Source organism: uncultured Deefgea sp. (assembly GCF_947072475.1).
Classification (GTDB): Bacteria; Pseudomonadota; Gammaproteobacteria; order Burkholderiales; family Chitinibacteraceae; genus Deefgea.
The window spans coordinates 86890-107826 of the sequence record NZ_CAMTIA010000001.1; the positions used below are offsets into that span (position 1 = coordinate 86890).

The window sequence follows — 20937 nt, forward strand, 5'->3', positions numbered from 1 at the left end:
AAACTGCGCAGCGCCTCAATAATACGGAGCAAGACCCATGGAAATGCAATTGATAGATAAAGCCACTTTAGCGCGTCAATTACCTAGCCGTGCGGTGGCGCTGGTGTTGGCGGGAGGGCGTGGTTCTCGGCTTAAGCAATTGACCGATCATCGCGCCAAGCCCGGGGTTTATTTTGGCGGCAAGTTTCGCATTATTGATTTTGCTTTATCCAATTGCATTAATTCGGGTGTGCGCCGAATTGGCGTGATTACGCAATATAAATCGCATTCTTTAATGCGTCATTTGCAGCGCGGCTGGTCTTTTTTACGTAATGAAATGAATGAATTTGTCGATGTGCTGCCCGCGCAGCAGCGGGTGGACGAAGCGCATTGGTATCGCGGCACCGCCGATGCGATTTATCAAAATTTGGATATTTTGCGCACCTATCGTTCGGAATACGTGGTGATTTTAGCGGGTGATCACATTTATAAAATGGATTACTCACGCATGCTGGTGGACCATGTCTTGCTCGGCGCTGAAGTCACCGTCGCTTGTATCGAAGTGCCACGCGCCGAGGCGAGTGCTTTTGGCGTGATGGCGGTTGATGAGTCGCGAAAAATCATTGATTTCATCGAAAAACCCGAGTCACCACCGGCGATGCCGGGCAATGACAATGTCTCTTTGGCCTCAATGGGCGTGTATATTTTTAATACCCCGTATTTAGAGCGCTTACTTGAAGAAGATATTGTGCTCGCTGGTTCTAGCCATGATTTTGGCAAAGATTTAATTCCCAAATGTGTTTTAGAAGGCAAGGCGTTTGCGCATCCGTTTAGCCTGTCGTGCGTGATGACCGAGTCCAGCGGTGAGCCGTATTGGCGCGACGTCGGTACCGTGGACGCGTATTGGGCGGCTAATTTAGATTTGGCTTCGGTCACGCCAGAACTCGATGTGTATGACACCAATTGGCCGATCTGGACGCTGCAAGAGCAATTGCCGCCGGCCAAATTTGTGCAAGATCGCAATGGCAGCCACGGCATGACGCTCAATTCTTTGGTTGCGGGCGGCTGTATTGTTTCGGGCTCGCTGGTGATTAATTCGGTGCTGTTTTCGCAAGTACGAATTCATTCATTTTGCACCATTGATTCAACAGTGATTTTGCCGCAAGTGGTGATTGGCCGCGGCTCGCGCATTCGGCGCTGCATTATTGACCGTGCCTGCGAAATCCCCGAAAACACCATTATTGGCGAAAACGCCGAAGACGACGAGCGCCGCTTTCACCGCACCGAAACCGGCGTCGTTTTGGTGACGCGGGATATGCTGGCTAAGTTGTAGGGAGTGGGGAGTGGGGAATAGGGAATAGGGAATAGGGAAATGGAGTATTTTTCCAAATCACCAATCCCAAATCCCAGATCTCAGATCTCAGATCTCAGATCTCAGATTCCAGTCCTTCAAGCGCCAACGATTAACTTTCGACAAGGTTTTAAATCATGCGAGTGCTTCATGTTTGTGCCGAAATGTTTCCATTACTTAAAACCGGTGGTTTGGCGGATGTCTCGGGGGCGCTGCCTTTGGCTTTAGCGCCTCTGGCTTGCGATGTTCGGGTGTTATTGCCGGGTTTTCCATCGATAGTGGCGGGCTTAACGGCGGTGAGTGATGTCGCCACGTTGGAGACGTTTGCTGGCAAGGTCTGTTTGAAATTTGGCCGCACACCCGATGATATTGGGGTGTATGTCATCGACGCGCCGCATTTATACGCTCGTGGCGGTAATCCGTATCAAGATGGCAATCATCATCCGTATCCGGATAATCATCTGCGGTTTGCGCTACTGGGCTGGGTGGCAACGCGCATTGCCGAAGGGATCGATACCTATTGGCGACCCGCCATTGTGCATGCGCATGACTGGCATGCTGGTTTAGTGCCAGCGTATTTGGCTGCGGCGGGGCGTCCGGCCCAAAGCGTGTTTACGATTCATAATTTAGCGTATCAGGGGATTTTTCCTGCCAATCAATTTGCGCAACTTGAGCTACCCGCGCATTTTTTTGCATTAAATGGTCTGGAATTTCATGGGCAACTGTCGTTTATGAAAGCCGGTATTTATTACGCCGACCGCATCACGACGGTATCGCCAACGTACGCCCAAGAAATTAGCACACCAGAGCAAGGCTGCGGCTTAGACGGCTTATTGCGCGCGCGGCAAGACGTGTTGTCGGGCATTTTAAATGGCGTGGATGAGGCGGTTTGGCATCCGGCCAATGACGCCTTGATTGCCGCGAGCTATAGCGCGGATAAATTAGCCGGCAAAGCTAAGTGTAAAGCAGCATTGCAGGCGATGATGGGTTTAGAAAACGCCACAGAAAAACCATTATTTGCCGTGGTAAGTCGTTTAACCGAGCAAAAAGGCTTGCACTTGGTGTTAGCTGCGCTCAATGAAATCACCGATCGCGGTGGACAGTTTGTGTTGCTGGGCAGTGGCGATGCGGCAATGGAAGCGGCTTTTGTCGCCGCTGCCGCTGACAATCCGCTGCAAGTAGCGGTCAAAATCGGTTACGACGAAGCGTTTTCGCATCAAATCATGGCCGGTAGCGACGTGATGATGGTGCCAAGTCGCTTTGAGCCATGCGGCTTAACGCAGTTATACGGCTTGAAATACGGCGCGCTACCCTTGGTGCGCCGGGTGGGGGGCTTGGCCGACACGGTGCTGGATTGTTCTTTAGAAAATTTAGAGGACGGTATTGCCACCGGCGCGGTATTTAATGGCTTCTCCAAAGAAGAACTCACCCAGGGTATTCGCCGCATTTTTGCTTTGTGGGCTAGACCTAAAGATTGGAAAGCGGTGCGGCAAGAAGCAATGCGTACTGACTTTGGCTGGCATAGCGCAGCCTTGCAATACCACGACTTGTATCGCAGCTTAGGCGCTTAATTGTTCGTTCAAAACCGATGGCGCGGCTTTGCCATTGCATTTGTTTGGGAGTGTTGCTGATGAATTTGCCTTTCCAGTATGACTCGGCAGAATTGCAGGATGCCGAGCTAATGAAAAAAGCCATTGCCAATAAATTAATGTACTCCATTGGCAAAGACCCACGTGCTGCGCAGCCCAAAGACTGGATGGAGGCAACGTTTTTAGCGGTGCGTGATCAAATGGTCGAGCGCTGGATGGAAACTACCCGAGCGCAATATTCGCAAGACTTAAAGCGGGTGTATTACTTATCGATGGAGTTTTTGATTGGCCGCGCCTTATCCAATGCCTTATTGGCGCTGGATATGGAAGACGTGGTGCGAACGGCACTCGATGAAATGGGCGTTGATTACGATGAATTAGTCGGCTTAGAGCCCGATGCGGCTTTGGGCAATGGCGGCTTAGGGCGTTTGGCGGCGTGTTTTCTAGATTCGATGGCGACCTTGGGTATTCCGGGTATGGGCTACGGCATTCGCTATCAATTTGGCATGTTTAAGCAGCGTATTATTGAAGGCCGCCAAGTTGAAGTACCGGATACTTGGTTGGGATCGGTCAATATTGTTGATTTTCCGCGCGATGAAGTGTGCTATCGCGTGCGTTTTGGCGGGCGACTCGAGCAAGAAGGCGCGAGTGTGCGCTGGCTTGATAGCCAGCACGATGTTTTGGCGGTAGCGCACGATATTATTATTCCGGGTTTTGCCACTAAATCGACCAATACCTTGCGGCTGTGGACGGCGCGCTCGACGCGTGAAATTAATTTATCTAAGTTTAATCAGGGCGATTATTTCTCGGCAGTAGAAGAGAAAAATCTCTCTGAAAACGTATCTCGAGTGTTATATCCCGATGATTCCACCTTAGTCGGTAAAGAATTGCGTTTACGCCAAGAGTATTTTTTTGTTGCGGCCAGTTTGCAAGATATTATTCATCGCTATTTAACTAGCCATGAAAATTTGGATCATTTGGCCGATAAAGTGGCGATTCATTTAAATGATACTCATCCGGTGTTGGCGATTCCGGAATTAATGCGCTTATTGATTGATGATTATCATTATGAATGGCGAGAAGCTTGGGCCATTACCGGTAAGGTATTTAGCTATACCAATCATACTTTAATGTCTGAAGCATTAGAGACGTGGGAAGTGAATATGTTGGGGCGATTATTACCTCGGCATTTAAAAATCATTTTTGATTTAAATGAGGCTTTTTTAAAAGAAGTCGCTTTGATGATCCCGAATGATTTTGATTTTTTACGTCGCGTGTCGTTAATCGACGAGCATGGCGAGAGAAAAGTCAGAATGGCGTATTTGGCGGTGATTGCTAGCCATCAAGTGAATGGTGTTTCGGCACTGCACTCCGCGCTGATGGTGGAATCTATTTTTGCTGATTTTGCCCGTTTGTATCCAGATCGATTTACCAATGTGACTAATGGTGTGACACCGCGCCGTTGGTTGGCTTTGGCCAATCCTGAATTATCGCATTTAATCGATAAAACCATAGGCCAAACTTGGCGGGTGAATTTAAATGAACTGGTTGAACTCAAAGCCCACGCCGATTATCCCCTATTTGTGGCTGAGTTTCGCGCGGCTAAATTAGCCAATAAAAAACGCTTAGCCATGTATGTGGCGCGTACTTTAGGCGGCGTGATTAATCCAAATGCTTTATTTGATGTGCAGGTTAAACGAATCCATGAATACAAACGGCAATTACTCAATGTATTGCATGTGATTACGCGATATAAGCAAATCTTGGCCGAGCCCGATAAAAAATGGCAACCGCGCGTGGTGATTTTTGCTGGTAAAGCAGCGTCGGCCTACCATATGGCCAAATTGATTATTCAACTCATTAATGATATTGGGATTAAAATTAATAATGATGAGCGAATTGGTGATCGATTAAAGGTGGTGTTTTTACCCAATTACAGCGTGAGTTTGGCCGAAATGATTATTCCGGCTGCCGATTTATCCGAGCAAATCTCCACTGCCGGCACTGAAGCTTCGGGCACCGGCAATATGAAATTTGCCCTTAATGGCGCATTAACCATTGGCACATTGGATGGTGCCAATGTGGAAATGCAAGAGGCGATTGGTGGCGATAATCTATTTATCTTTGGCCATACCAGCGAAGAAGTTAGCGCATTACGCCGCGATGGCTACAATCCGCGCAGCATTTATGAAAGCAATAAAGCACTACGCGATACGCTTAATATGTTGGCGTCGGGTTTTTTTAGCCCGACTGAGCCAGAACGCTATCGAGTGATTTTTGATACCTTGGTCAATTGGGGCGATCATTATCAATTATTGGCCGATTTTGAAGCCTATGTCGCCATGCAGGCCAAAGTGGATGCGCTATTTGCTAAGCCCGATCTTTGGGCGCGAAAAGCCATTTTAAATGTGGCGGCAATGGGGTATTTTTCATCGGATCGAACGATTCAAGAATACGCTGATCGGATTTGGCATACGCAGGCGGTCAAGCTTTAAGCACTCATAAGCTGTTTTATGGCAAAGTCAGGTAAGGCTGACAGCCAACTTTTGCTTCATGACTTACAAAACGCGTTAAACTGGGCGGCCGCAAGGTCGCCTTTTTTTATGGATCCATATCATGTCAGCAGATCGCCATTTAATCGAAGAAACGCTCTCTAGCCAGCCTTTATTTAAAGGCAAATTGCTCAATGCTTTTTGCGATACCGTGCGTTTACCCGACGGCAGCACCGCAACGCGCGAATACATCAAGCATCCGGGCGCGGTGATGGTGATTCCACAATTGGCCGATGGCCGATTATTGCTTGAGCGGCAATTTCGTTATCCATTAGATCGGGTGTTTATCGAGTTTCCGGCCGGTAAACTCGACGCTGGCGAAGATCCTTTGGCTTGCGCGCAGCGTGAATTATTAGAAGAAACCGGTTATAGCGCGGCGTCTTGGGAATATCTGGGGGTGATTCACCCGATTATTTCGTATACCGACGAAGAAATTAAATTGTATTTGGCACGAGACTTAACCGCCGGTGAGCGCCAACTCGATGACGGTGAGTTTTTAGAAAGCATTACGATGAGTATGCCTGAGCTGATTGCAGGCGTACTCGATGGCCGCATTACCGATGCCAAAACCATTGCAGGCGTATTTTGGGCGCAGCAAAAAGGCTTGGTCTAGGCCCTGTCGACGTTTTGCCGCCGATCTATAAAAGCATGGCCATTGGGCGCGCTCGCTTGGGGCTTAAGTTTTGGCTTTTAGCCAATCATTGCCAAAGTTCACCAAGAGCACGCCGACAATAATCAAGGCCGCGCCGAGTAAGCGTGGCCAGCTCAAGTCTTTCGTCGGCATGGCAAACCAGCCAAAGCGATCAAATAACATTGAGGCAATAATTTGCCCAGTGATAATGAGCGACAACATCGTCGCTGCGCCGAGTTTAGGCGCGATTAATGTAGTGCCAAAAACAAAGACCGCGCCAAGCAAGCCCCCCAGCAGCATCCACGGCTCGGCTTTCGGTAGTTGCGCTAGGGCGCTGATTTTTTGCCCTGTCGCCAGACTGATGCAGAGTAGGGCCAGCGTACCGACCGAAAAAGACACTAAGGCGGCGAGTAAAGTGCTGTGGCCGATGACCGACTTGAGCTGGTTATTGATGGCGGCTTGCAAGGGAATAATCAGGCCAATGGTGAGTGCGAATAAGCTATAAAGATAAGTCATGACAACTCCAAAAAAGGCTTGCGAAAGCGAGCTGCGGCCATGGTAATCAATTAAATAGATTGCCTCTAGGCTGAAACTGATTTAATTTGCGCGCCATGCGCCAAATCGTTGAGCCAAAGTGGGTTTGCATCGTGGTCTGCTCGTCATTGATGTACTCGCTATTACGCTAAAGGATTGGTCAACCAACTTGGGGGTGAGTCGCGATCTCTGGCGCTCAAACTGAATCGATTTTCAATACGCAACGCAGTATTTTTGCGTTGTCGTAGTATGCAAAGGCCAATAAAAATGCAACACATTAGTCCGAATGATCTTTACCTCTGGCTGCAAGATTCAAGCCGTGCCGCGCCTCAATTATTAGACGTTCGCGAGCCTTGGGAAGTGGCTTTATGCCAAATTAACGGCAGTCAAAATCTGCCGATGAATCACATTCCCAGCGAGCAAACGCGCTTAGATCCGGATGCCACTTACGTGGTGATTTGCCATCACGGCGTGCGTAGCTATCAAGTGGCGGGATTTTTGGAACGGCAAGGTTTTGAAAATATGATTAATTTAGACGGCGGCATTGCGGCGTGGGCCAATGATGTTGAGCCGAATATGGCGCGATATTGAGGGTTTGGCTGGCTTGAGAATCGATGGCGTTGACGCCTGATGGTGTTCAGATTACGTGTTGATGCTCAGCGTCGCGGCATTCCCTCTCCCTTGATGCGAGAGGGTTAGGGTGAGGGTGATCCGCCGGCGTGTTTTGTAAGCTCAACACCCCCATCCCAACCGTCCCCCATCGAGGGGGAAGGGGCTGCAGTCGATCTGCTCAAGCGCTTGTGATGTAAGCAATTAACATCAAATCTGAACATTGCTTATTCATCGTCGGTATACGCCGCTAAGCACTGAATTTTATTCGTTTGCTCGCTATACCCAATTTAATATCGCCAGCAGAGGCCATGATGGATTTAACGCGAATTGGCATTTTTTTTGAATTGCTCGAACGAGAGCTCGCTGGCCAGCCTGATTTGCAGGCTGATTTAATGGCGGTAGTGCAATTTGAGCCGCAATTGCTCATGCCTTGGCTGCCGGTCATTGATATGGCTGAGCATAAATTAGGTGATTTACATACCGTGGTGCAGTGGATTACCTGCCCCCATCTGGAACTCAATGGCGTGTCGCCTGCATCACTGGTCGGCTCGGCCGATGGGGTGGCGCGAGTGCGTCAATTGTTGACGCAATATGCGCCTTTGCCGCCATGGCGCATGCCGCCGGATGCAGCGGCGTAACCTTAAGTTAAAGATTGACATCTTTCGGCAAAAAAAATGCCGCCCTAGGGCGAAAGACAGTTCACTTAACGACAAACCCTGAAAACCTGACGCAGAGACGCAGAGGAAAATCAGGGTTTTTCAGTTGATTTTCTCTGTACCTTTGCGTCAAAAGCGATACCTGCAATGAAATCGACGAAAAAAATGCCGTTCACTTGGCTTAAGTGAACGGCATTACCGCTAGGACGGCATTGTTTTGTGGCGTCGTTTAATGGCTATAGCCTTCAGGTTCTGGCTTGGCTTGGTGAAAGGTAATGGTTTGCACTGGAATAATCGATGGTGGTGGCGATTTTAAAATGTGCGGTTTCATTTTGCCCATCACGTGCATTTCGCACGGCTTGCAATCAAACACCAGCGTATAGCTTTCTTTATCGTTGGATAGTGTCATCGGCTCGGCCTTGATTTGACCTTTGACACCGATCACGCCTTTGGCTTGTTTCGGGCACAACTCAAACGAAAACCGCAGGCAATGCTTGGTAATCATTAACGGCACTTCGCCGGCTTCTTTATGCGCTTCATACGCGGCGGCGATGAGTTTTACGCCGTGCTGTTGATAAAACTCACGCGCTTTCTTGTTATACACATTGCCCAAAAACGACAGCGTTTCATCGGGATAAATCGCCGGTGGCTCAACCGGTACTTTACGTTCTTGCTTAGGCCAAGCGGCTACGCGGGCGATTTCAAGTTGCTCAACCGCTTCGCGGCGCAGTGCGTTAATCGCCGATGCGGCCACATGCCAAGGCTGGCTTAGATTGAGCGATACATCTTCCGCGTAAAACATCGTGTTGCCGAGTTTACCGAGGCCAGCAATTAAACCACTCCATGCTTTGTCGGTATTCTGGGAAATCTCTAGCGCCATCGGCGCGTCAACCGTCACGGCACAGCCGTCGGCATCGGTGATGGTGAGGGCGAGGCCAGCCGCAGTTTCAGACAAATTGAGCCACACGCCGATTTTGCGTTCAGCGGATTTTTTATTCAGTATCTGCTCCCAAGCATGATCCCGATTGCGGTTCATGCCAATACCTGCCTTAAGGCCAGCAAGCTCGCTCATGGCCTCATTGGGGAAGACGCGGAAAGTGTCAGGGAGTGGGGAGTGGGGAGTGGCGGATTGAATGGCCTCAACGATATTGGCTTGCACGCCGACTACTTCGCGTTTTTTCATGTAATTCAAACCATCGCCGTTCGCTAGCGGTTCATTCGGGTCGATCAGTGCGATTTCAAAGAATTTGTCCGTCACGCGAGTGACGGTGCCCACCGGCAGTCCGACGTATTTGGGCGAATCAAACGCGCCAATGTCGGTTTTGCGTTCCGTGGCGAAATAATCGGTATGGCCACGGTGGAAGGTTTTATCGACGTTGGGCGTAAAGAAAATCTCGCTGCGGCCACTTGATGCGGGGGCTAAATCAGGACGTTGTTCGAGAATTTCATCGAGATGGCGGCGGTAATGCGCAGTGATATTTTTAACGTATTGCGCGTCTTTGTAACGCCCTTCGATTTTGAACGAGCGCACGCCAGCGTCGACCAGCAGCGCCAAATTATCGGTTTGATCGTTGTCTTTCATCGACAGCAAATGCTTATCAAACGCCACCACTTGGCCTTTATGGTCGGTCAAGGTGTAGGGCAGGCGGCAAGCTTGCGAGCAATCGCCGCGATTGGCGCTGCGATTGGTTGCTGCATGGCTGATATTGCATTGGCCAGAAAACGCCACGCACAAAGCGCCGTGGATGAAGTATTCAATCGTCGCGGTATCGCCCACGGCGGCGCTGATGTCGCGGATTTGCTTCACACCCAATTCACGCGCCAACACGATTTGCGAGAAACCGGCGTCGGATAAAAATTTTGCTTTTTCAGGGCTACGAATATCGCATTGCGTACTGGCGTGCAGCTGGATCGGCGGAATGTCGAGTTTGAGTACGCCCATGTCTTGCACAATCAACGCATCCACACCGGCTTCATGCAGCTGAATAATTTGCTGGCGCGCGGGTTCCAGTTCGTTGTCGTGCAAGATGGTATTGAGCGTGACAAACACCCGTGAATGATAACGATGCGCGAATTGCACCAAGGCACTGATGTCTTCAATTGGATTGCTAGCATTGTGCCGCGCGCCAAAGCTTGGGCCGCCGATATACACCGCATCTGCGCCGTGCAAAATGGCTTCTCGGGCGATTTCGGCGGTTTTGGCTGGGGCAAGTAATTCAAGTTGGTGCGGCAAAAGCATAATGCAATCCAGAGCAAGTCAGGCGAAGGGGCAGAAGTATAACGTATTCAAAGGCTTAGCGGTGTGATTGGCTAGGCTGATTTTGTGGGGGTTGGCGTGTGGATTGACGAGTGTTGTTGGGCTTACTCAATTCATTGTTTATTTTGGTTTTGTTTGTAAGTGTTACCATCATATAAGGTAAAGTCCGTATCTTGTGTGCAGCCTCGCTGGATTTTGGGTTTTGATATGGCAATGAATAAAAAGTGGCTTGGGATTGTAGTAGGGGTATTCATCAGTTTGCCAACGCATGCGGTTGACCCACGGCAGTATGGTTTGGTGGCGGACGATACCAGCCGCACTTCATTGCGTTTTCGTCAGCAGCACATTGAATCGCCACGTGGCCCGCAAACTTTTGAAATCGTCGATAAGCAGAGCGTGAGCTTGCGGCAGGCGCAGTATTTTGATCTTGCGGGGCAATTGGCGTATATGGCGGTGCAATTACCATATGTCACTGTGGATCAATCATTTACCAATAGCCGCCGCGCGCCGGCGGAGGCCGATGGCGTGGGCGATGTGATGTTGGGCTTTGGTATGGGGGTTTATCGTCGGCCAGCCTTGGATCGAAATGCATTAAAAAACTACGACCGTAATGGACTCAGTAGCGCCTGCGGTGTACAGGTTAATATTCCGACGGCGACGTATCAAAAAGAGCAATCAGCCAATATCACCGCCAATCGCTGGATGCTATTGCCCGAATGCCAATTGGCTTGGACCATGAATCAATGGGTTTTGGAGGGGGTGGCAGGACTATCTTGGTTTGCCGATAATGCCGATTATAAAATCGGTCGATTTGAACAAAAAAATGTATATCACTTTAAAACCATGGCGAGTTTCAGCCCGATTCCTGAGATGTGGCTGGCGGCGACGTTAGAATACCAAACGGGTGGCATGGTGACGCGTGGCGGTAGAACGGCGAACGATAAAATCAATAATTGGCTCGCTGGCGGCGCGATTAATTTTCGTTTGCCGGGGGGCAATAGTGTGCGGCTAGTGGGCGAATGGCCGGTGAGCACCGCGCAGGGCGCAAGTAAAGAACGAGAAATCTCGGTGGTGCTGTCGCACGCATGGTAAATCAGATTTAATTCAGACTGGCAGCAAATAAAAAACGCAGCGACCAATGCTTTGGCGCTGCGTTTTTTTGATGCGGTTCAGATGATGTGATGGTAGCCAAAGTATCGCGGCATTCCCTCTCCCTTGATGGGTAAGGGGCGTAGGGTGAGGGTGATACGACGACGTGCAGCTCACCCCCATCCCAACCTTCCCCCATCAAGGGGGAAGGAGCAACAGTCGCGCTCATTTAGCGAATGAGATCGACTCAATATGGACCTCTTTTTACTGTATCAATACCCAATCTGAATAGCGCATGCTTTTATGGGTATATCACGCTAGCCAGCGGCTAGTATTATTGCTTGTGATATACCTCGGCACCGGTTTTGATGAATTCGATGGATTTGGTTTCCATGCCTTTTTTGAGCGCGTCGATTTCGCTGATGCCTTGTTTGGCGGCGAATTCGCGTACATCTTGGGTGATTTTCATCGAGCAGAAATGCGGGCCACACATTGAGCAGAAATGCGCCACTTTGGCGCTGTCTTTGGGCAGCGTTTCATCATGAAACTCACGCGCGCGGTCTGGATCAAGGCCGAGATTGAACTGATCTTCCCAACGGAATTCAAAACGCGCTTTAGAGAGTGCATTGTCGCGAATCTGCGCGCCCGGATGACCCTTGGCCAAATCGGCGGCGTGCGCGGCGAGTTTGTACGTGATGATGCCTTCTTTCACGTCGGCTTTGTTTGGCAAGCCCAAATGCTCTTTCGGCGTCACGTAACACAGCATTGCGCAGCCGTACCAGCCAATTTGCGCCGCGCCAATGGCGGACGTAATGTGGTCGTAACCCGGCGCAATATCGGTGGTCAATGGGCCAAGCGTGTAGAACGGCGCTTCATGGCACCAATCTAACTCTTTATCCATGTTTTCTTTGATCAATTGCATCGGCACGTGGCCTGGGCCTTCGATCATCACTTGCACGTCGTGTTTCCACGCGATTTGCGTGAGTTCACCGAGTGTTTTGAGTTCGCCCAATTGCGCTTCATCATTGGCATCCCAGATTGAGCCCGGGCGCAAGCCATCGCCCAAACTGAAGGCCACGTCGTATTCCTTCATGATTTGGCAGATGTCTTCAAAGTGCGTGTACAAGAAGTTTTCTTGGTGATGCGCCAAGCACCATTTGGCCATAATCGAGCCGCCGCGCGACACAATACCGGTCATGCGGCCAGCCGTCATCGGTACGTATTGCAACAATACGCCAGCATGAATGGTGAAGTAATCCACGCCTTGCTCAGCTTGCTCAATCAAGGTGTCGCGGAATAATTCCCAAGTCAGATCTTCTGCCTTGCCGTTGACTTTTTCCAGTGCTTGGTAGATCGGTACGGTGCCGATGGGTACGGGTGAATTACGCAAAATCCATTCGCGGGTTTCGTGGATGTTTTTGCCGGTCGACAAATCCATAATGGTATCGGCGCCCCAGCGGATACCCCAAGTCATTTTGTCGACTTCTTCGGTGATCGACGACGTTACCGCAGAGTTGCCGATATTGCCGTTGATTTTTACCAAGAAATTACGGCCAATAATCATCGGCTCGCATTCTGGGTGATTGATATTGTTGGGGATAATGGCGCGGCCACAGGCGATTTCGCTACGCACGAATTCTGGCGTAATTACGTCGGGCATATTCGCGCCGTAGTTTTCGCCTTTGTGCTGACGATTCATCATCGCCAACATTTTGTCGCCAGTTGGGCTGTCGGTTCTTAAGCTTTCTAAATACGCCGCGCGGTTCATGTTTTCACGAATCGATACAAATTCCATTTCAGGCGTGATGATGCCTAGTCTCGCGTAATGCATTTGCGATACGTTTTTGCCGGCAATGGCTTTACGCGGTTGGCGTTTGAGCTCAAAGCGCAATACATCCAAGCTTGTGTCGGCTTCGCGCATGCGGCCAAATTCACTGGTCAGGCCAGAGAGCACTTCGGTGTCGTTGCGCTCAGAAATCCACGCGGCACGAATAGGCTCTAAGCCTTTACGCACGTCGATTTTAGCCGCTGGATCGGTGTAAGGGCCAGAACAGTCATAGACGAAAATCGGTGGGTTTTTCTCAACCGCGCCACTGATGCTCATTTGCAATGGCGTATCGGCTTGGCTGATTTCGCGCATCGGCACTTGAATATCGCTGCGTGAACCGGCGACATAGATTTTGCGTGAATTAGGCAGTGGCTTGATGGCGGCTTGGTCGACGACGGCCGAATCGGCGGAAAATTCTGCTTTTGCGTTCATGGTGTTCTCCTGTGCACTGATTCAAACTCAGATGAGTGATTCAGTCGCGCTCGTTGGCGCGTGATTTAAAAAGACGGCATAGGAGTCAGGGCGCAAAAAGTCAGCGACTCGCTTTCCTACGCCGGTATTAACCGGGTCAGGTTCCAAGGGTATATCTCATCCGATTTACTGACGTTTTCTCAGCTCGCCGTTGGATAAAAAACGGTGCGAGAACAAGAAAAGTCGCTTAAATCGGAACCCCTAGCGATTCATGAATGTGAAATTAAAAGAGTTGTGGGATAATTGCAAGACAAATTGAATAATCTAATCGCCGTAGTCGGCTTGTCTTGAGGTGAAGCAAACATGGATTGGGAAAACGCACGTTATCTTTTAGTTGAGCAGCAAATTCGCCCGTGGAATGTGTTAAATCCTGTGATTCTAGCGCGGGTGCTCAATACCCGCCGTGAAGACTTTGTGCCAGCGGACAAAAAAGAATTGGCTTTTGTTGACGTTGAACTGCCATTGGCGCATGGCCAGCTGATGCTTGCACCTAAGGTTGAAGCGCGTTTATTACAAGAAATCGACTTAAAGCCCACTGATAAATTGCTGATTGCTGGCCCTGGCGCAGCTTACTTGGTGGCCTTGGCTGCGGGCTTATGCGCGCACGTGGTGGCGGTGGATGCCGATATTGAGTATGTGGCTTTTATCAATGCGCAGCTCAAAGCCGCCGGCATTAAAAACGCCCGCGCCGAAGTGGGCGATGCCTTGGCACCCAATGGGCAAGCGCCTTTCGATGCCATTATCGCCACCGCATCATTCGATCAAGCGCCAGCGAGCTTGTTGGCGCAATTAGCCAATAATGGCCGTTTGCTGGCGATTATTGGTGAAGAGCCGATGATGTATGCCACTTTATATCGTCAAGTAGGCGCAGTGCTCGAGCAAAAACAAGTCTTTGATTACAACTTGCCAAGAATGCGTGTGACGGCACCGGTATTTGAATTTTGATCGAAAGCATCCGCCTCTTTGACTCATTGCCGCTTTAGAAGTGAAGTAAAGGAAAGTTGCGGAGCTTATTGTTGTTAGTCTTACCATAATATTTTTTCATGCGTATTTATTTGTGTGGTTTAAGTCAAAGAGCCGGTAGAAATACTGGCTTTTTTCTTACAAAAAATAGAAAAATGCGGCTCATCGATTATAATGGTCGCCATTTTTATGGATGTTTTTGAATTATTAACTTTTTTATAGAACACACCCAATGACAGCTGCACACTCAAGCGAGTTATCTAATCGCAAGCCAGAAACAGAAGATGAGATTTCCTTGCTCGACTTGCTATTGGTACTCACCAAGCACAAAAAACTGATTATTGGCCTACCGATTTTGGCTGCGGTGATTGCGGCTGCGGTGGCCCTCGGTCTACCCAATCAGTACACAGCTACGCTAAAAATTGCGCCGTCGAAAAATGCGGCGGTTTACAACTGGGTGCTAAATAACGATCAAGTGAAAGAAACGATCGCCAAAGACATGAAGCTGGTAGAGCACTTTGATACTAAAGGCCGACAAGCAACGCGTAATGCAATGGGTAATGCAGTTAAAGTTACTTTAAACGCCAAAGATGGTTTTTTAGATATTAATGTGACCGACAAAAATCCGGAGTTTGCAGCTTTGCTGGCTAATAAAATGGGTTTAGCTTTGCAAAGCAATTTATATAGTCTGCGATTATTGGATAGTTCTAAGCTGCGTTATGAATTAGAAACTCGCTGAGAAATGGCGCAAAAAAATAAAAATAAATACGATGCCGAAATTAAACAAACCGATTTGGCGGCAATGATTAATCAATTGTCCGCAGCGGATCGTTATGGCATTACCAGCTTAGCGGCGATTCAAGCTGAATCGACCTTGCAAGGTGGTGTGAGCGATATGATGCAAAACGAATTGGTACGGATGCAAGATCAACTCTCGAGCTTGCAGCGATTGGTGGTGGATAGCATGAAAAAACAAGCCAATGCCAATAATACCGGTTTATGGATTGCCGCCGTCGGTGCTTTGCAACAGCAAGCGTATTGGGATGCTTTAATCGAGCGGCTGGATCGGCGAATTGAATTATTAAAAAAACAAGAACGCGATGAATTAAAAATGACCGCCGCCGAAGTGCCGGATGAAAAATCAGGGCCTAAACGGGCATTAATTATATTGTTGGCCACATTTGCGGCACTGTTTTTAAGTATTTTATGGGCATTTATTGCTGAAGCCATCACCAAATCAAGAGAAAATAGCCAATCATCAGCACTATTAGGCAAAATTGGCGCGGCTTGGCGCGCAAAGTAATTGATGTCTGTAGGCTGGGCTTGGCCGTGTCGTTGTGGCAAAAAAATAGCAAATTGGTCCTTAGCCAGCGTTCGGCTTTAGCTTTGAGATACCTAGTAAAATACATCGCTGTAGGGTCGACTTTAGTCGATCAGGCTAATTTCGATCCGGCCATGTGTTCGGTCGCTTGAAAGCGACCCTAAGGGTGATTTTTGAAGAAGACGCAAAATCAGGCGCCTAGGATTGACGAACTCAACCGACCTTACGACTTGATTGTGTATCAATGAATAAAAGTATTGGAAAAAACCTAAATGACGATTTTAGTAACCGGCGCAGCTGGGTTTATCGGTGGTAATTTTGTTTTAGATTGGCTCGCTGGCTGCGACGAGATGGTGATTAACGTCGATAAGCTGACGTATGCCGGTAACCTCGATACCCTCAAAGGGTTAGAAGGCGATACCCGTCATGTGTTTGTTCGTGCCGATATTGGTGATCGGGAAGTTGTTGGCAAATTGCTCGCTGAATACCAACCCCGCGCAGTGATTAATTTTGCCGCCGAATCGCATGTGGATCGCTCAATTACCGGGCCGGGCGAATTTATTCAAACCAATGTGGTTGGCACCTTTAATTTATTAGAAAGTGTGCGCGGTTATTGGACTGATTTGGCTGCGGAGCAAAAAGCCGCGTTTCGCTTTTTGCATGTGTCGACTGACGAAGTTTACGGCACGCTGGCAGCGGATGATCCAGCGTTTAGCGAAACCAAAGCGTTTGAGCCCAATAGCCCGTATTCGGCCAGCAAAGCGGCGTCAGATCATTTGGTTCGCGCTTGGCATCACACTTATGGCTTGCCGATCTTAACCACCAACTGCTCGAATAATTACGGCCCGTATCATTTCCCAGAAAAACTGATTCCGCTGGTGATTTTGAATGCACTCGCAGGTAAAGCATTGCCGATTTATGGTGATGGCCAGCAGATTCGCGATTGGTTGTATGTGAAAGATCACTGCTCAGCGATTCGCCGCGTGCTCGAAGCGGGCAAAGTCGGCGAGACGTATAACGTCGGCGGCTGGAATGAAAAAGCCAATCTGGATGTGGTGCATACGATTTGTGACTTGCTGGACGAGCTGGCTCCGATAGGGGGTAGGGAGTTGGGAGTAGGGAGTGAAGAGCGGGCAGTAGGGAATCAGCAGACGGGTACTACTCCCCATTCTCTACTCCCCACTTACCGCAGCCAAATCACCTATGTGACCGATCGCCCTGGGCATGATCGTCGCTACGCCATCGATGCGCGCAAACTCGAGCGCGAACTGGGCTGGAAACCGGCCGAGACGTTCGAATCGGGCATCCGTAAAACCGTAGAGTGGTATTTGACCAATCAAGACTGGGTGAGCAATGTAACCAGCGGCGCTTATCGTGAATGGCTTGATCAACAGTACGGGAAATAATAAAAGCATGGCTTCTTTGGATAAAAAGCTCATTGATGCAGTGGTGGGCATTATTTTACGCCATGCAAAACCAAGTCGTATCTGGTTATTTGGCTCGCGTGTGGATGGTGAGGCCAAAGCAACGAGTGATTATGACTTTGCATTTGCCGATGCGGATGCCGATTGGGATGTGCTAACACAAATTCGTAGTGCAGTTGATGAATTGCCGACGTTACTAAAAATAGATGTCGCTAATATTGCACATACCGAGCTACGATTTGCAAATCGAGTAAAGGAAACCGGTCGCGTTTTATTTAGTGCCAATAAGCAATTACGCGCCGAAGATGGTTTGCTGTATTTTTCTCGCGCATTGGCACGATTGAAGTTAATCCAGACCGAAAGTGTGCAATTGCGTGCAGAGGGTTTTGGTGATGTTGTGCTTGATTTGAATGTGCAACGATTTGAATTCACATTTGAAATGGCTTGGAAAGCATTAAAAAGATATTTAGATTTTGTGGGTATCGATAGCAAAAATCCGCGAGCGATTTTTAAAGATGCTTTCGCACAGGGTTTATTGCAAGATGATGCGCTATGGCTTGATATGATTGAAATGCGTAATTTATCGAGTCATGTTTATGACGAACGCGAGGTGTCGGTTTTGCTGGATAAAGTCGATCAATATGTAGCAGGTTTTATGCAATTAGAAAATAGTTTGCAAATGGCTTTGGATAGTGAACGGTGAGTGGGGAATGGATAAACCGCATAAGCAATTAGAAACATGGCGACAAGCCATGCTGTTAGTCAAAACGATCTATGAGTTAACCGCACTATTTCCAAGTGATGAACGTTTTGGCTTGACTAGCCAAATGCGGCGTGCTGCGGTTTCTATCCCATCAAACATTGCGGAAGGTGTGGCGCGAGGAACAAGCAAAGAATATTTGCATTTTTTAAACATCGCACGTGGTTCCTTGAGTGAGTTGGATACGCAAGCTGAAATTGCTTTAATGTTGGGTTATGTTCCTAAGGATTTAGCTCTTTTTGAACAAATGAATTTAGTCGGTCGCTTGTTGAGTGGCTTACATAAAAAAATTGGACAAAGCGTATGACCACTCCCCACTCCCCACTCTCCACTCCCCGCATTTTACTCACCGGTAAAAACGGCCAAGTTGGCTTTGAGTTGCAGCGTAGCCTTGCCATGCTCGGTGAGGTGTTTGCGGTAGATCGGGATGATTGCGATTTAGCCAATCCCGATGCGATCCGTGACTTAGTGCAACGCATTCGCCCCGATATCATCGTCAATCCTGCCGCGCATACTGCGGTCGATCGCGCCGAATCTGAAATTGAACTAGCGACCTTGCTCAATACCACTGCACCGCAGGTGTTTGCTGAAGAAGCCGCCAAGCTCGGCGCCTTGCTGGTGCATTATTCAACCGATTATGTATTTGATGGTCGTAAAAACGGTGCGTATTTGGAGGACGACGTAACAAATCCGCAATCGGTCTACGGCAAAACCAAGTTAGCCGGTGAAGACGCGATTCGCGCTAGTGGTTGCCGGCATTTGATTTTTCGCACCAGCTGGGTGTTTGGCGCGCATGGCGCTAATTTTTTAAAAACCATGCTGCGATTGATGCAGCAGCGCGATGCGCTGAGTGTGGTGGCCGATCAGATCGGCGCACCCACCTCAGCCAGCTTAATCGCAGATGTAACCGCACATGCGATACGGCAGGTGATGAGGAATGGGGAGTGGGGAGTAGGGAGTAGGGATTTGGATGTTGGGGAAGCAGGTAGTGCCATGCACTTACTTCCGAGCGCCGCAATCACGATGGTCGGTCAAAGTAGACTGGCAGGTGGCGAAGATGTGGTTGAGAACTTACTCCCAACTCCCCAATCCCAACTCCCTAGCCTCTATGGCACCTATCACCTCGTCGCTTCGGGTGAAACCTCATGGCATGGGTATGCATCGCTAGTTAATGATATTGCTGCACAGCAAGGCTATACCCTAAAAATTACTAGCGAAGCGATTAAAGCAATCCCCGCTAGCGACTACCCAGTTCCTGCACCACGCCCAGCTAATTCACGCTTGAGTACCCAAAAATTGCAAAGCACTTTTGGTTTAGTACTACCCGATTGGCAAGTTGGTGTGCAGCAAGTGATGACGCTGATTAAGCAGCCTTAATTTTATTTAAAATTTAAAGAACATTAGGAATTCTTATGGCAAACCGTAAAGGTATTATTTTAGCCGGTGGCTCAGGTACTCGACTTTATCCCGTCACAATCGCCGTATCGAAGCAATTGCTGCCAATTTACGATAAACCGATGATTTATTACCCGCTGAGCACGCTATTGCTCGCGGGTATTCGCGATATTTTAATTATCTCTACCCCACAAGACACCCCACGCTTTGAGCAATTGCTCGGTGACGGTAGCCAGTGGGGGATTAAATTGCAATACGCCGTACAGCCTAGCCCCGATGGCCTGGCGCAAGCGTTTATTATCGGTGAAGAATTTATTGGCCAAGATAATGTCGCACTGGTATTGGGCGATAATATTTTTTATGGTCATGAATTTGCCGATTTATTAAAAACCGCTGCCGATAAAGAAAATGGCGCCAGCGTTTTTGCCTATCACGTGAATGATCCAGAGCGCTATGGCGTCGTCGATTTTGATGCGAATGGCAAAGCGTTATCGATTGAAGAAAAGCCAGCTAAACCTAAATCGAACTACGCCGTGACGGGTCTATATTTTTACGATAATAGCGTCGTTGAAATTGCCAAAAACATCAAACCATCACTGCGGGGTGAATTAGAAATTACCGATGTAAACGGTGTATATCTTGCGCAAGGTAAATTGGACGTACAAACGATGGGTCGCGGCTATGCCTGGTTGGATACCGGTACCCATGAATCTATGCTCGAAGCCAGCCAATTCATCCAAACCATCGAAGCGCGCCAAGGGCTGAAAGTCTGTTGCCCTGAAGAGATTGCCTATCGGCAAGGGTGGATTGATGCGGAGCAAGTTAAAACTCTTGCCGCTACACTTAAAAAAACGGGTTACGGAAAATATCTTTTGTGCCTGATTCAGGATAGGAAATAATTAAGATGAAGATACTTGATACATCTATTCCTGAATTAAAAATAATTGTTCCAAACATATTTTATGATAGCCGTGGTTTTTTCTTTGAAAGCTTTAATGTGCAAACATTCAAAGATCAACTGGGGCAATCTGTTAATTTTGTTCAAGATAATCATTCACATTCGCTGCAAGGGGTTTTGCGTGGATTGCATTACCAGGTTGGTAGACCGCAATCTAAATTAGTGCGGGTTACACAAGGTGAAGTGTTTGATGTGGCTGTAGATTTAAGAATTGATTCACCTACATTTGGTCAATGGGTTGGCAGGATTTTATCTGCAGCTAATCATGAGCAATTTTGGATTCCAGAAGGTTTTGCGCATGGATTTTATGTCTTATCGGAAACCGCGGACGTGCACTATAAAACCACAGATTTTTGGTATCCTGAGGGTGAGAGAACAATTTTATGGAGTGATTCTGATTTGAAGATTGATTGGCCACTTCATGGTAAACCAGTACTTTCTGAAAAAGATGCAAAGGGAATGTTATTTAAAGACTGTATAGAATTTTAATTTTATTATGGAAATAGCCTTATGCTAGAGTCATTATTGTGATATGGGCTATGTTTAGTTTGGTTTTTTAAATACTGT

19 protein-coding genes and 1 riboswitch are annotated in these 20937 nt (G+C 48.4%); of the genes, 16 read left to right on the forward strand and 3 right to left on the reverse strand.

Features of this window, described 5'->3' with window-relative positions:
• Positions 1-37 precede the first annotated feature (37 nt).
• The 4 genes from glgC to Q0V82_RS00420 all read left to right on the forward strand — a co-directional run bounded on the left by glgC (position 38) and on the right by Q0V82_RS00420 (position 6084).
• Positions 38-1312 (forward strand): glucose-1-phosphate adenylyltransferase, encoded by a 1275-nt coding sequence (glgC, locus tag Q0V82_RS00405; RefSeq protein ID WP_297571763.1) that lies wholly within the window; start codon positions 38-40, stop codon positions 1310-1312.
• Positions 1313-1467: 155 nt separating this feature from the next.
• Positions 1468-2901 (forward strand): glycogen synthase GlgA, encoded by a 1434-nt coding sequence (gene glgA, locus Q0V82_RS00410; protein WP_297571764.1) that lies wholly within the window; start codon positions 1468-1470, stop codon positions 2899-2901.
• 59 nt (positions 2902-2960) lie between these two features.
• Positions 2961-5414 (forward strand): glycogen/starch/alpha-glucan phosphorylase, encoded by a 2454-nt coding sequence (locus tag Q0V82_RS00415; protein WP_297571765.1) that lies wholly within the window; start codon positions 2961-2963, stop codon positions 5412-5414.
• 121 nt (positions 5415-5535) lie between these two features.
• Positions 5536-6084 carry an NUDIX domain-containing protein gene (locus Q0V82_RS00420; RefSeq protein ID WP_297571767.1) on the forward strand — a complete coding sequence of 183 codons (549 nt, stop codon included), beginning with the start codon at positions 5536-5538 and terminating at the stop codon, positions 6082-6084.
• A gap of 63 nt (positions 6085-6147) precedes the next feature.
• On the opposite strand, the gene Q0V82_RS00425 is transcribed toward Q0V82_RS00420, so the two are convergent.
• Positions 6148-6618 (reverse strand): DMT family transporter, encoded by a 471-nt coding sequence (locus Q0V82_RS00425; protein WP_297571769.1) that lies wholly within the window; start codon positions 6616-6618, stop codon positions 6148-6150.
• 285 nt (positions 6619-6903) lie between these two features.
• Here Q0V82_RS00425 and Q0V82_RS00430 point away from each other — a divergent pair, with 285 nt between their 5' ends.
• Together Q0V82_RS00430 and Q0V82_RS00435 are read left to right on the forward strand one after the other, a co-directional pair.
• Positions 6904-7227, forward strand: a complete 324-nt coding sequence (locus tag Q0V82_RS00430; RefSeq protein WP_226763908.1) for a rhodanese-like domain-containing protein — start codon at positions 6904-6906, stop codon at positions 7225-7227.
• Between the two features lie 329 nt (positions 7228-7556).
• Entirely contained in the window at positions 7557-7886 is a 330-nt protein-coding gene (locus tag Q0V82_RS00435; protein ID WP_297571770.1) for an antitoxin Xre/MbcA/ParS toxin-binding domain-containing protein, read from the forward strand.
• A gap of 247 nt (positions 7887-8133) precedes the next feature.
• On the opposite strand, the gene Q0V82_RS00440 is transcribed toward Q0V82_RS00435, so the two are convergent.
• Positions 8134-10143, reverse strand: coding sequence for a U32 family peptidase (locus tag Q0V82_RS00440; RefSeq protein ID WP_297571772.1), 2010 nt, complete (start codon positions 10141-10143; stop codon positions 8134-8136).
• A 231-nt stretch (positions 10144-10374) separates the two neighbouring features.
• Between Q0V82_RS00440 and Q0V82_RS00445 the strand changes: the two genes are divergently transcribed.
• Complete coding sequence (locus tag Q0V82_RS00445; protein ID WP_297571773.1) at positions 10375-11253, forward strand: transporter; 879 nt, start codon at positions 10375-10377, stop codon at positions 11251-11253.
• Positions 11254-11584: 331 nt separating this feature from the next.
• Here the strand turns inward: Q0V82_RS00445 and thiC are convergent, their stop codons facing one another.
• Positions 11585-13510, reverse strand: a complete 1926-nt coding sequence (gene thiC / locus Q0V82_RS00450) for a phosphomethylpyrimidine synthase ThiC (RefSeq protein WP_297571774.1) — start codon at positions 13508-13510, stop codon at positions 11585-11587.
• 96 nt (positions 13511-13606) lie between these two features.
• Positions 13607-13762, reverse strand: a riboswitch (TPP riboswitch).
• A gap of 90 nt (positions 13763-13852) precedes the next feature.
• On the opposite strand from thiC, the gene Q0V82_RS00455 reads away from it, so the two are divergent.
• The 9 genes from Q0V82_RS00455 to rfbC all read left to right on the forward strand — a co-directional run bounded on the left by Q0V82_RS00455 (position 13853) and on the right by rfbC (position 20859).
• Positions 13853-14494: a protein-L-isoaspartate O-methyltransferase gene (locus tag Q0V82_RS00455; protein WP_297571775.1), complete on the forward strand. Its 642-nt coding sequence runs from the start codon at positions 13853-13855 to the stop codon at positions 14492-14494.
• 250 nt (positions 14495-14744) lie between these two features.
• On the forward strand, positions 14745-15251 hold the full coding sequence (locus Q0V82_RS00460; RefSeq protein ID WP_297571776.1) for a Wzz/FepE/Etk N-terminal domain-containing protein: 507 nt from the start codon (positions 14745-14747) through the stop codon (positions 15249-15251).
• Positions 15252-15254: 3 nt separating this feature from the next.
• The gene (locus Q0V82_RS00465) at positions 15255-15815 is read left to right on the forward strand and encodes a hypothetical protein (RefSeq protein ID WP_297571777.1); all 561 of its coding nucleotides are present in this window, start codon (positions 15255-15257) and stop codon (positions 15813-15815) included.
• Positions 15816-16105: 290 nt separating this feature from the next.
• A complete protein-coding gene (gene rfbB, locus Q0V82_RS00470) occupies positions 16106-17239 on the forward strand; it encodes a dTDP-glucose 4,6-dehydratase (protein WP_297571779.1) in 1134 nt (377 codons plus the stop codon).
• A 7-nt stretch (positions 17240-17246) separates the two neighbouring features.
• Positions 17247-17960 carry an HI0074 family nucleotidyltransferase substrate-binding subunit gene (locus Q0V82_RS00475; RefSeq protein WP_297571781.1) on the forward strand — a complete coding sequence of 238 codons (714 nt, stop codon included), beginning with the start codon at positions 17247-17249 and terminating at the stop codon, positions 17958-17960.
• Positions 17961-17967: 7 nt separating this feature from the next.
• Positions 17968-18324: a four helix bundle protein gene (locus Q0V82_RS00480; RefSeq protein WP_297571783.1), complete on the forward strand. Its 357-nt coding sequence runs from the start codon at positions 17968-17970 to the stop codon at positions 18322-18324.
• Positions 18321-19394: a dTDP-4-dehydrorhamnose reductase gene (gene rfbD, locus Q0V82_RS00485; protein ID WP_297571784.1), complete on the forward strand. Its 1074-nt coding sequence runs from the start codon at positions 18321-18323 to the stop codon at positions 19392-19394. Before Q0V82_RS00480 ends, rfbD begins: the two co-directional genes overlap by 4 nt.
• Before the next feature lie 35 nt (positions 19395-19429).
• On the forward strand, positions 19430-20311 hold the full coding sequence (rfbA, locus tag Q0V82_RS00490) for a glucose-1-phosphate thymidylyltransferase RfbA (RefSeq protein WP_297571786.1): 882 nt from the start codon (positions 19430-19432) through the stop codon (positions 20309-20311).
• Positions 20312-20316: 5 nt separating this feature from the next.
• Positions 20317-20859 carry a dTDP-4-dehydrorhamnose 3,5-epimerase gene (gene rfbC / locus Q0V82_RS00495; protein ID WP_297571787.1) on the forward strand — a complete coding sequence of 181 codons (543 nt, stop codon included), beginning with the start codon at positions 20317-20319 and terminating at the stop codon, positions 20857-20859.
• Positions 20860-20937 lie beyond the last annotated feature (78 nt).